The organism is Kribbella jiaozuonensis (genome assembly GCF_005233875.1).
GTDB lineage: Bacteria > Actinomycetota > Actinomycetes > Propionibacteriales > Kribbellaceae > Kribbella > Kribbella jiaozuonensis.
The window spans coordinates 937,825-949,197 of sequence record NZ_SZPZ01000004.1 but is presented as its reverse complement, the minus strand read 5'-3'; the positions used below and the strand labels follow the sequence as shown (position 1 = coordinate 949,197).

The window sequence follows — 11,373 nt, the reverse complement described above, 5'->3', positions numbered from 1 at the left end:
CCTCCTACCGCCCCGGGAGTTGCTCATGCGTCGTCTCCTCATTGCCCTTGTCGCCGGCTTGGGCCTCGCGTTCGCCGCGGTGGTCCCGGCGTACGCGACCGTCCTCCAGACCTACGGCAGCGGAGTGAACGTCCGCGCCGACGCCTATCTCTCGTCCGCCGTCGTCGGCACGCTGAGCGGACCGACGTCGATCGACGTCGACTGCCAGAAGCAGGGCGACCTCGTCAGCAACTCTGACGGGACCAGTTCGTGGTGGGCTCACGTGCCCGCGCTCGGCGGTTACGTGACCGTCGTGTACGTCGCTATCCCGCAGGACCAGCTACCCGGCGTACCGGTGTGTGGTGACGGGCCGCCGCCGGAGACCGGTGACATCACGCTGGCCGACGTACAGGCGATGTTCGGCAGCCGGATCGCGAACCCGTCGATCGTGCAGACCGGTCTCCCGTCGCTCAACCAGGCGATGCGGGACGCGAACATCAACACGCCGTACCGCAAGGCTGCTTTCCTCGCGACGCTGGTGCACGAGTCGCGGCTGGAGTACAACATCCGCGAGATCGGCGACACCCGGCTGTACGGCGGCCGCGGGTACATCCAGCTGACCGGCGACTTCAACTACGGGCCGGCCGGTCAGTACCTCGGCATCGACCTGCTCGGCAACCCGGACCTCGCGCTGTCGCTGCAGTGGAGCGCACCGATCGCCCGCTGGTACTGGACTGTTGCCCGCAACATCAATCCGTACGCCGACAACCTCGACATGGGCCGCGTCAACGCTGCCATCGGCTATCCGGCCGGCACCGAGGACCAGCGCCGCTGCGACTCCTTCAAGAGCGCCCTGCAGTACCTGACCGGCTCGATCCCGGCCGGCGTCATCTGCACCCGCCCGGCGAAGCTCAAGGGTGACACCAGTCAGCTGACCCGCCCCCAGTTCGACGCCTTGGCGAAGAACGGAGGCGGCCTGGGCTGAAGGCTCTCAGCCGACAGTCTTCTCGAACAGCACCTTGCCGGTCGCGTCGAGCCCACGGATGTCCACCTGTGCCCAGCCGTGCTGTGCTCGCGCGTCCGGCAGGACTGCTGTCACGTACCCGCCCCGGTCGGCGACCGACACCACGGACCAGGGTGAGGCGCCTTCGGTGCCTCGGACCCGCAGCTCGACCTTGGTCACGATCGCCAGCGACCGGAACGAGAACGTTGCCCTGAGCATGCTTGGCGAGCCGACATTGGCCCAGGACCATGACCCGACGACATCGTCGGCCGCGCCGTCGCCGACACCCTCGTACGACTGCGGCTGCCCGTCGACGCACAGGAACCAGACCGAGTTCGCGGTCATGAACGACTGCACCAGCTCCCGCGCGCGTCCGGGTGTCCCGAGCCCCTTGATCCACCGGGCGGACTTGAGCTGAATGGTGGCCGGATCCAGCGACCCTTCGGGGTACTCATTCGGCTTCGCGGCAGCGGCCTCCTTGGCCAGGCACGCCACGGCCGCGACGCTCGCCTCGTTGTCCGACGCCGGACCGAGGTCGAGCGACTGCGTCGGCGACTTGTCTGCAGGCACCTGGACGATGGACGGCCGGTCGGCGGGGGACAGCAGGTTGTCCTTGCGCGTGAGGAACAGCCCGCCGGCGATGACGATCGCGATGCCGCACGCAGCTGCGAGGACTGGAGTCCACGCGGGGATGCGGTGCTGCTTGCGGGCTCGGCGTACGAGGTCGTGTTGTAGGTCGGTGGCGTAGTCCGGCGCGAGGGGTTCGACCGGAGGGGGCGTGGTGAGGTTCATCGGTGCTCCTCCAGCAGGGCCGGTAGCCGGCGGCGGGCGCGGGACAGGCGGGCTTTGACGGTGCCCTCGGCAACGCCCAGTACGACGGCGGCGTCGGCGATCGACAGCTCGGCCCAGTAGACGAGCTCGACGGTCTCGCGCTCGTGAGCGGGCAGGGCGGACAGTGCTGCCCGCACGGCCTGGATGTGTTTCTCCGAGTCGACGCGCGCGGCGACCGTCTCGGCATGATCAGGATGCGAGAGCGGCGCCGGTTGACGGAGTAGAAACTGCGTCAGGCGTCGGCGCGCCCTCGCCGTGTTGCGCAGCTCGTTGCGGGCGATCGCGAGCAGCCAGGGGAGGGCGGTGTCGTACTTGAGCGGGCCGGGATCCGAGCGACCGAAGTGCCTCCAGGCGGTCATGAAGGCCGCCTGGACCGCGTCGTCGGCGTACGCGTAGGAGCCGGTGTGGCGTACGGCGTACGCATGCACGGCGGCGGCGTACCGGCTGAAGAGCTCGCCGAGCGCTTCCGGATCCTGGCGGCGCAAGGCGTCCCACAGGTCCCCGTCGCGCGCGGTCGGAGGCTTCTCCGGCCGGCTCGAAGTCATGGTCATACCCTGCAGGGTCCGCAGGGCCGTGCGAGGTTGCCGCGCGTCAGACCGGTTGGGCGCGGACCCAGGTCAGGTCCGGGGTGAGGTAGTCGGTGCGCTTCAGGCCGACCTGCGCCAGCTGGGTCGCCAGGTCGTCCTCGGAGAGGTTCTGGGTGAGGATGCGCTGCGACCACGACTTGCCGTCGACGGTGTAGGTCAGCGTTGCGGCTTGGAGGTTGCCGGGGAGTTCCTCGACGTCGGAGATCTCCATCCGGCGCTGCTCGTTCACCATCACGGCCGGACCGCGCAGCATGCCCGGAGTCTGCTGCTGGAGGATCACGGAGCCGCCGGGGCGGACGTGGTGCGCGCAGGTTTGCAACAGGCGCAGGCGTTCCGCGTCGTCGGCGACATTGATCAGGAACGACATCATCAGGACGAGATCGAACTGCCTGTCCAGCCTCAGATCGCCGATCGTCGAGCAGATCGTCTCGGTCTCGGTGATCCTGGCGATCATGTCCGGCGACTCGTCGACGGCCACCACCTGATGCCCACGGGCGAGCAGTGGCCGGGTGACGCGGCCCGTCCCGCAACCGAGCTCGAGGATGCTGCTCCCCGGATCGATCGTCGCGTCGATCAACTCGTCCTCGCCGTGTACCCGCGTGTTCTCATAGAGCTCGACCGCACTGCCGTCCGGCGTGAGCGGCCCCGGTCCGTTACCACCTTGTCCGACTCTCATGGGACCGAGCTTCACCCGCCCCGCCGGCGGTTGCGAAACCTTCGGCCCAGACCGAAAGATCGGTCCGGACACCCCGTTCGTATACGATGCACCGGGTGACTACGACCCCGATTATGGTCGGCGACGGCCATCGACCGCTGCGCGACGTGGTCGCGGCCGAGCTGCGGCGCCTCATCCTGGCCGGTTCGCTGCCGCCCGGCGAGCGTCTGGTCGAGGACCGGCTCGCCCAGCAGTTGGGGGTGTCCCGCAACCCGATCCGGGAGGCGATGCGGGTCCTCGAGGCCGAGGGATTCCTCGACGTGACCGCGCGGCGCGGCGCCTTCGTGGCCAAGCTGTCGGCCCAGCAGGCCGAGGATCTGTTCCAGGTCCGGCTCGCCCTCGAGCCGCTCGGCGCCCGGCTGGCGGCGTCGGTCGAGAATCCCGAAACCGCCTTGATTACAAGGGCTTGGGCGATTCTCGAACTCGTCAGTGAGTCCGGCCCGGATCAGGACCTCGATGCGCTGTCGACCCTGCACACCGAGCTGCACTCGCTCATCTTCGAACTGACGAGGAACGACTACCTGATCGCCCTGGCGATCCCGATGGTCAAGCGTGGTCAGTGGTTGCTGCGGCAGAGCGCCCCGCTGCAGAACCCCGCCGCCTGGGCCGAGCACCACGGCCTGATCGCGGCGATCGCCGCGGGTGATCCCGACCTGGCCGAGGCGGCCGCCCGGCACCATGTGCTCAGCGTCCGCAACGCGCTCCGTCCCCACCTGGAGCCGGTCCGCCCGCACGACGCCACGGCGTGAGCTGACGGTTCTGTATACGAACCGGCACTTTTGAAACCGTCACGTCCTCCCTTGGAAACATGCGCGTAGCAGAAGCCGTATACAACATACGGGATAGCACCCCTCCTGCCTGCCCAAGGAGTACGTCGCATGAACCTCACGCATCCAGGCCAGTTCTCCCGCCGCAGGCTGCTCGGCCTCGGCGGCGGGCTGGCCGCCGGGATCGGCCTCGCCCCGATGCTCACCGCCTGCGGTGACAGCACGTCGTCCGCGGCCACGTCCGCCGGCGGCGGCACGTTGACGATGGGGATCAACGCCACCCCCGACACCCTCGACCCCGGCGCCACCGGACTCGCGCTCACGCTGCTGATCTCGTTCGCGCTGTTCGACCCGCTGGTCTACTGGCTGCCGGACGGGAAGGGCGGCAGCGCCTTCCACCCGGGCCTGGCGGAGTCGTGGACGATCTCGCCCGACGCCTCGGCCTACACCTTCAAGCTGCGCAAGGGCGTGACGTTCCACGACGGGACGACGTTCGACGCGAAGGCGGTCAAGGCGACGTACGACCACGTGGTCGACCCGAAGACCAAGTCCAAGAGCGGTCTCGGTGCGCTGGGGCCGTACAAGGAGACCAAGATCCTCGACGACTACACCGTGCAGATCGTCTTCACGGCGCCGAACGCGTCGTTCCTGCACCAGCAGGCGGCCGGCAACTTCGGCATCTCGTCGCCGGCCGCGCTGGCGAAGTACGGGCCGACGGCGTACGGGAACAATCCGGTCGGGACCGGGCCGTTCACGTTCCAGAGCTACCAGGCCGGTAGCCAGCTGACGCTGCTGAAGAATCCGAAGTACACCTGGGGTCCGAAGGCGCTGGGCGAAGGCCCGGCCAAGCTGGACAAACTGGTGTTCCGGATCGTCACCGACGACAGCGGCCGCTACAACGCCTTGCAGAGCGGGCAGTTGCAGATCGCGATGAACCTGCCGCCCAACAACATCTCCGCCGCGCAGAAGTCCGGCAAGTTCCAGCAGCTGCTGGTGCCATCCATCGGTACGCCGTTGGGCATGCCGATCAACGTGACCAAACCGCCGACCGACGACCCGCTGGTGCGGCAGGCGATCATGTACGCCGTAGATCAGGACGCGCTCGTGAAGGACGTCCTGTACGACGTCTACAAGCCTGCGCACAACGTGCTCACCCCGATCACGCCGGGGTACAGCGAGGCGGCGAGTAAGACCTACTCCTACGATCCGGACAAGGCCGGCCGGCTGCTCGACCAGGCCGGCTGGACGGTCGGCGACGGCGGGATCCGGACCAAGAACGGCAAGAAGCTCAGCCTCGAGATCATCCTGTTCAGCGGTGGCGGGCTGGAGTTGCCGACGCAGTTCGTCGTCTCGGAGCTGCAGAAGGCCGGGTTCAGCGCGAACACCGCCGTACAGCCGTTCGCGACGGCGCAAGCGAGCTTCAACTCCGGCGCGCACAACCTCGGTTCCTTCGGCTACTACGGCGCCGACCCCTACCTGCTGAACATCTGGGTCAACTCCAACGCGATCCAGTCCGGCTTCAACTGGTCGCACTACGCCAACCCCGCGGTGGACAAGCTGATCGCCAAGGCGAACGCGACCGCCGCCGACGCCACGCGCAACGGGCTGTACGAACAGGTCGGCGCGAAGCTGATGCAGGACTCGATGTACCTGCCGCTGTGGGACGTGGCCGGCGCGTTCACGTTGTCGCCGAAGGTGCAGAACCTGCACCAGACCCTGAACGGCTACCTGGCGTTCCACAGCGCCACGGTCGGCTGATGCTGCTGTTCGTGGTGCGACGGCTGGGCGCGGCGATCCCGGTCGTCATCGGCATCACCCTGATCGCCTTCGTCCTGGTACACCTCGTACCGGGCGACCCGGCCAAAGTGATCCTGTACGGCGCGAACGCGTCACCGGAGCAGATCGCGACGCTGCGACAACAACTCGGACTGGACGATCCGTTGTGGCGGCAGTACGCCGATTTCGCTGTCAACCTGGTGCACGGCAACCTCGGTACGTCGTTCCTGACCCAGACCCCAGTCAGCCACGAGTTGTTGTCCAGGGCACCAAGCACGCTGGTCCTGACGGCGGCCTCGATGCTGGTGGCCGTGCTGGTCGGCGTACCGCTGGGACTGGTCGCGGGCATGCGTCCGGGTTCGGTCCTGGACACCGTGGCGCGGTGGATCTCGTTCGCGGGTGTCGCGGTGCCGTACTTCTTCCTGGCCCTGCTGCTCGTGCTGCTGTTCAGTGTGAAGCTGCACCTGCTGTCCGCGATCGACGACGGCACGGCCAAGAGCCTCGTGCTGCCGGCGGTCTCGCTGGGCTGGGGATACGCGGCGATCCTGACCCGGCTCGTCCGCGGCCGGGTGATCGACGAAATGCGCAGCGACTACGTGAAGTCCGCCCGGGCGCGCGGCAGCGGTGAGCTGCGGGTGCTGCTGCGGCAGGTACTACGGAACTCCTCGGTGCCGGCGGTCACCACGATCGGCCTGCAGTTCGGCAACATCCTGACCGGTGCCGCGATCACCGAGGTGATCTTCGGCCGCGCCGGGTTGGGGAGCTTCCTGGCAACGTCGATCACCAGCAAGAACATTCCGGTCGTGCAGGGCGCCGTGGTCGTGATCGGGATCGCGTACGTCGTGATCAATCTCGGCGTGGACCTGATCGTCGGCGCCATCGACCCACGCACGAGACAGGAGGCTGCCGCATGAGCCGGCTCAAGTGGGTGGCCCTGAGCCTCGCAGCCCTCCTGGTGCTGCTACTGCTGCTCGCACCCGGCGTGCTGGCTCACGTCGACCCGGTAGCGACTAGTGACGCGCACCTGGAGGGTCCGAGCGGCAGCCATCTGTTCGGTACGGACCTGCTCGGCCGGGATGTCTACAGCCGGACCGTGTACGGCGCGCGCCCGGTCCTCGTCGCGACCTTCCTGGGGGTCCTTCTCGCCAGCGCCGCGGGTGTCGCGATCGGCGTACTGGGCGGTGTGGCGCCGCGTTGGCTCAACGCCGTGGTGATGCGCGTGGTGGACGTGTTCCTCGCCCTGCCGGTGCTGCTGATCGCGTTGATCCTGATCGCCACCGCCGGGTCGGGTGTCCGCAGCATCGTGCTGGCGATCGGGATCGCGTTCACCCCGGGCTTCGCGCGGGTGGTCGAGTCCTCGGTCCGCAGGCTCCGCAAGGCCGAGTACGTCGAGGCTGCGCGAGTGTTCGGCTCCACCACGCTGCGCACCTCGTGGCGGCACCTGCTGCCCAACCTGCTGACCGAAGTGGTCGTGCTCGGCAGCAGCGCCATCGGCTGGGGCATCCTGACCGCCACCACCCTGAGCTTCCTGGGTCTGGGCGTCCGGCTGCCGGCGCCGGACTGGGGGAGTGACCTGGCCGCCGGTGCGACCAACCTGGCCGACGCGTGGTGGCTGTCGACCTTTCCCGGGCTCGCGATCATGGCGACCATCCTGCTCGCGAACTTCTCCGGCGATCACCTGATGCGGGTGCTGGATCCACGGGCCGGGATCAGGTTCGGCCGAAGCTACCGCCGGCTCGCGATCCGGCTGTCCCGTCACGGAGGTGACATCGCACATGAGTCTGCTTGAGGTGACCGGGCTGCGGACCGAGATCGACACCGCACAAGGCCGGATCTGTCCTGTCGACGGGGTGAGCCTCGCGGTCCGGGCCGGCGAGACCCTCGGTGTCGTGGGGGAGTCCGGGTCCGGCAAGACGATGACCGGGATGTCGATCATGCGGCTGCTGCCGCCGGGTGGATCGATCACGGGCGGCTCGATCCGGCTGGACGGCCGCGAGCTGACCGAGCTCGACGAGTCGGTCATGCGCACGGTGCGCGGCAGCGAGCTGGCGATGATCTTCCAGGACCCGATGACCTCGCTGAACCCGGTCCGCACGATCGGCAGTCAGTTGCGGGAGGCGTACCGGATCCACGTCGACAGCAGCCGCGCCGCGGCGACGGCCCGCGCGACCGAGGTGCTCGGACTGGTCGGGATGCCGCGACCGCGCGAGCGGCTCGACGACTACCCGCACCAGCTGTCCGGCGGGATGCGGCAGCGGGTGATGATCGCGCTCGGCCTGATGTGCGATCCGAAGCTGCTGATCGCCGACGAGCCGACGACCGCGCTGGACGTCTCGATCCAGGCGCAGATCCTGACCCTGATCGACGACCTGAAGTCGCAGCTGTCGATGGGCGTGCTGCTGATCACCCACGACATGGGCGTGATCGCCGAGTACGCCGACCGGGTCGCCGTCATGTACGGCGGACAGGTGGTCGAGCAGAGCGGCGTACAGGAACTGTTCGAGCGGCCGCGGCATCGGTACACCCAGGCGTTGCTCGCCGCGATGCCGACACTGGAACTCGACCGGAACGCAGAGTTGGCCACGATTCCTGGCAGTCCGCCGAAGTTGCTCGATCTGGCACCGGGGTGCCGGTTCGCTCCACGGTGTGCGTTCGCGCAGGACGACTGCCGTAGCGCTGATCCGTCGCTGATCGGTGGGGATCACCTGCACGCCTGCTTCCATCCGGCCGACGGGCGTACCCAGGCCGCTGACGTGGTCGTCGGCGTCCGGGAGGCGGCCGAGCCGCGCGGATCCGACTCGCTGGTGCAGCTCTTCGACGTACACAAGCGGTTCGGCGTGCGATCGAGGCGGCCCTTCGCCCCGTCGCGGGCGGTGCAGGCGGTATCGGGAGTGACGCTGACCATCGCGGCCGGGGAGACGCTGGGGATCGTCGGGGAGTCGGGCTGCGGCAAGACCACGCTCGGGCGAATGCTGGTCGGGCTGGAGCGGCCGACCAGCGGATCGGTCAGCTTCGACGGCCGGGACCTGTCGGCGCAGAGCCGGACCGGATTCCGGAGGCGTCGGCGTGATCTGCAGATGATGTTCCAGGATTCGGCTGCCGCGCTCGATCCACGAATGACGGTCGCCGCGCTGATCGCGGAGCCGCTGGTGGCGCAGGGAATCGGGACCCGGCGCGAACGACGCCGTACCGTGGCCGAACTGCTGGCGGCGGTCGGATTGCCACCCGAGGCGGCGGAGCGGTACCCGCACGAGTTCTCGGGTGGCCAGCGGCAGCGGATCGCGATGGCCCGCGCGCTGGCGCTCCGGCCGAAGGTGATCGTTGCGGACGAGCCGGTGTCCGCGCTGGATGTCTCGGTCCAAGCCCAGATCCTGAACCTGATGCGGTCCCTGCAGGACAGGTACGGCCAGACGTACGTCGTGATCTCGCACGACCTGTCGCTGCTGAAGTACCTGGCCGACCGGATCGGCGTGATGTACCTCGGCCGGCTCGTCGAGCTCGGAGCCGGTGAGGACGTCTACAGCGCACCGCGCCACCCGTACACGGCCGGCCTGATCAAGGCGATCCCGGTGCCGGAGTCGGCGAAGAACCGGGAGGCCGCGGCCCGGTCGACCGGTCTCGGCGGCGAGCTGCCGTCGGCCATCGATCCGCCGAGCGGCTGCCACTTCCGGACCCGGTGCCCGCTCGCGACCGAGCGCTGTGCAACAGAGGTCCCGATACTGAAACCGTCCGACGGCCTGCACGCAGTCGCGTGCCACCATCCCCTGACGACCCACGTCCTGACGCCCGTGAGGTAGACGATGATCCACAAGCTGGACGCAACCCCCGAGACCACCGTCGACGTGTTCAGCGCCGAGCAGCCTCCGGTGCTGACGATCGATCCAGGCGACACGCTGACGGTCCATTCACTGGATGCCTCGGGCTACCTGTCACCGCAGACAACACCTGGTGAGCAGCAGCCGAAGATGTTCGATCAGGCGCGCGGCCACTGCCTGACCGGGCCGATCGCCGTCCGCGGCGCACAGCCGGGTGATGTGCTCGCGATCCGGTTGGTGTCCCTCACCCCTGACCCTTGGGGCTGGACCGTCGCAGGCGCGCTGAAGTCCCCGATCACCGAGCGACTGGGTGTCACCGATCAACCCGCCTGGCTGCTCTGGGATCTTGATCCCGACGGTGGAACCGGTCGCTGCAACGGTGGCTTCACCCGTGACCTCGCGCCGTTCCTCGGCGTCATCGGCGTGGCACCCGAGAGCAGCGGCGAGCACTCGACGATCCCGCCCCGAGCCGTCGGTGGCGGCAACATCGACTGCAAGTCGTTGGTCGCGGGATCGACGCTCTACCTGCCGGTCGCGGTCGCAGACGCGATGCTGAGCCTCGGCGACGGCCACGCCGCCCAGGGCGACGGTGAGGTGGGCGGTACGGCGATCGAGTGCCCGATGACCACGACACTGACCGTCGACCTGGTCCGCGATCCGCGCCCGATCGAGACGATCCACGCGGAGAGCCCGGACGGCCGGATCACCTTCGGGTTCGACGCCGATCTCAATGTCGCGACCGGCGACGCGCTGGACGCGATGGTGCGCTGGATGCAGGCGCTCCTCGACGTGGGCAAGAGCACCGCCCTGGCACTTGCCAGCACCGCCGTCGATCTCCGCGTCACCCAGGTCGCGAACCAGACCTGGGGCGTCCACGCCCTGCTCCCGGCCGGCGTGCTCGCGTGACGGCCGGCAGCTTCGAACTCGGCGACCTGAAGCTCGAGAACGGCGGCGTCATCCGTAACGCCAAGCTCTCCTGGAAGTCCTACGGCACGCTGTCCCCGGCGCGCGACAACGTGATCGTCTACCCGTGCAGCTACGGCGCGACGCACGAGACGCAGGAGTGGCTGATCGGGCCTGACGGCGTACTGGATCCCGAGCGGTGGTTCATCGTCATCCCGGACATGTTCAGCAACGGGCTCTCGTCGAGCGCGTCGACGGATCCGGAGTTTCCGTCGCTGGTCACGATGGCGGACAACGTGCATGCGCAGTACCGGCTGATCACCGAGCAGTTCGCGGTCGATCGACTCGCCGCGGCGTACGGGTTCTCGATGGGCGCCGGCCAGGCGTACCACTGGGCAGCTCTCTATCCGGGCTTCGTCGAGCGCGCGATCGTCGTCTGTGGGAGCGCGCGGACCTCGCTCCACAACCGGGTCTTCCTGTCGGGCCTGTTGCGGATCCTCGAGGCAGCTCCCGAGTACGCCGGCAACGGGCGGTTCGCGGCTGAACCGGTTGCCGCCAAGCGTGCGTTTGCGCACGTGTACGCCGGCTGGGGGCTGAGCCAGGACTTCTACCGGGCGCGCTTGTTCGAGTCCGTACTGGGAGCGCCGGACCTCGACTCGTTCCTGCAGACCGACTGGGTGGACCGCTTCGCCGAGGGCGCCGCCGCTGACCAGTACGCGCAAGCGCTCACGTGGCTGGCCGCCGACATCAGCACGTCGTACGACGGCGACCTGGCCGCAGCGCTCGGGGCGATCACCGCCCGCGTCCTGTTGATGCCGTCGGCCACCGACCTCTACTTCCGGACCGCGGACAACGAGCTGGAGCTGACCTCGCTGCGGAACGCCGGACTGGTGGAGATCCCCAGCATCTGGGGGCATCGGGCGGGCTCACCTCGCGACATCCCCGCGGACCTCGACTTCCTCCGCCGCCAGGTACGCGACTGGCTGGATGCCTGAGT

11 protein-coding genes are annotated in these 11,373 nt (G+C 68.6%); 8 read left to right on the top strand and 3 right to left on the bottom strand.

Annotated elements, in window-relative coordinates; genetic code table 11:
- Positions 1–25: 25 nt before the first annotated feature.
- Positions 26–964 (top strand): glycoside hydrolase family 19 protein, encoded by a 939-nt coding sequence (locus tag FDA38_RS30525; protein ID WP_233715013.1) that lies wholly within the window; start codon positions 26–28, stop codon positions 962–964.
- Between the two features lie 6 nt (positions 965–970).
- On the opposite strand, the gene FDA38_RS30520 is transcribed toward FDA38_RS30525, so the two are convergent.
- Genes FDA38_RS30520 through FDA38_RS30510 form a run of 3 tightly spaced genes read right to left on the bottom strand, consistent with a single transcriptional unit; the run spans position 971 to position 3,076 of the window.
- On the bottom strand, positions 971–1,774 hold the full coding sequence (locus FDA38_RS30520) for a hypothetical protein (protein WP_137257551.1): 804 nt from the start codon (positions 1,772–1,774) through the stop codon (positions 971–973).
- Complete coding sequence (locus tag FDA38_RS30515; protein ID WP_233715012.1) at positions 1,771–2,364, bottom strand: RNA polymerase sigma factor; 594 nt, start codon at positions 2,362–2,364, stop codon at positions 1,771–1,773. The genes FDA38_RS30520 and FDA38_RS30515 overlap by 4 nt, the downstream gene beginning before the upstream one ends.
- 40 nt (positions 2,365–2,404) lie before the next feature.
- Positions 2,405–3,076, bottom strand: coding sequence for a class I SAM-dependent methyltransferase (locus FDA38_RS30510; RefSeq protein ID WP_137257550.1), 672 nt, complete (start codon positions 3,074–3,076; stop codon positions 2,405–2,407).
- Between the two features lie 95 nt (positions 3,077–3,171).
- On the opposite strand from FDA38_RS30510, the gene FDA38_RS30505 reads away from it, so the two are divergent.
- The 7 genes from FDA38_RS30505 to FDA38_RS30475 all read left to right on the top strand — a co-directional run bounded on the left by FDA38_RS30505 (position 3,172) and on the right by FDA38_RS30475 (position 11,371).
- Entirely contained in the window at positions 3,172–3,864 is a 693-nt protein-coding gene (locus FDA38_RS30505) for a GntR family transcriptional regulator (RefSeq protein WP_170989928.1), read from the top strand.
- Positions 3,865–3,993: 129 nt separating this feature from the next.
- Entirely contained in the window at positions 3,994–5,640 is a 1,647-nt protein-coding gene (locus FDA38_RS30500; protein ID WP_137257548.1) for an ABC transporter substrate-binding protein, read from the top strand.
- A complete protein-coding gene (locus FDA38_RS30495; protein WP_137257547.1) occupies positions 5,640–6,572 on the top strand; it encodes an ABC transporter permease in 933 nt (310 codons plus the stop codon). Before FDA38_RS30500 ends, FDA38_RS30495 begins: the two co-directional genes overlap by 1 nt.
- A complete protein-coding gene (locus FDA38_RS30490) occupies positions 6,569–7,447 on the top strand; it encodes an ABC transporter permease (protein ID WP_137257546.1) in 879 nt (292 codons plus the stop codon). Before FDA38_RS30495 ends, FDA38_RS30490 begins: the two co-directional genes overlap by 4 nt.
- The gene (locus FDA38_RS30485) at positions 7,434–9,455 is read left to right on the top strand and encodes a dipeptide ABC transporter ATP-binding protein (RefSeq protein ID WP_137257545.1); all 2,022 of its coding nucleotides are present in this window, start codon (positions 7,434–7,436) and stop codon (positions 9,453–9,455) included. The genes FDA38_RS30490 and FDA38_RS30485 overlap by 14 nt, the downstream gene beginning before the upstream one ends.
- A 3-nt stretch (positions 9,456–9,458) precedes the next feature.
- Complete coding sequence (locus FDA38_RS30480; protein WP_137257544.1) at positions 9,459–10,379, top strand: acetamidase/formamidase family protein; 921 nt, start codon at positions 9,459–9,461, stop codon at positions 10,377–10,379.
- A complete protein-coding gene (locus tag FDA38_RS30475; protein WP_137257543.1) occupies positions 10,376–11,371 on the top strand; it encodes an alpha/beta fold hydrolase in 996 nt (331 codons plus the stop codon). Before FDA38_RS30480 ends, FDA38_RS30475 begins: the two co-directional genes overlap by 4 nt.
- The last annotated feature ends 2 nt before the right edge of the window (positions 11,372–11,373 follow it).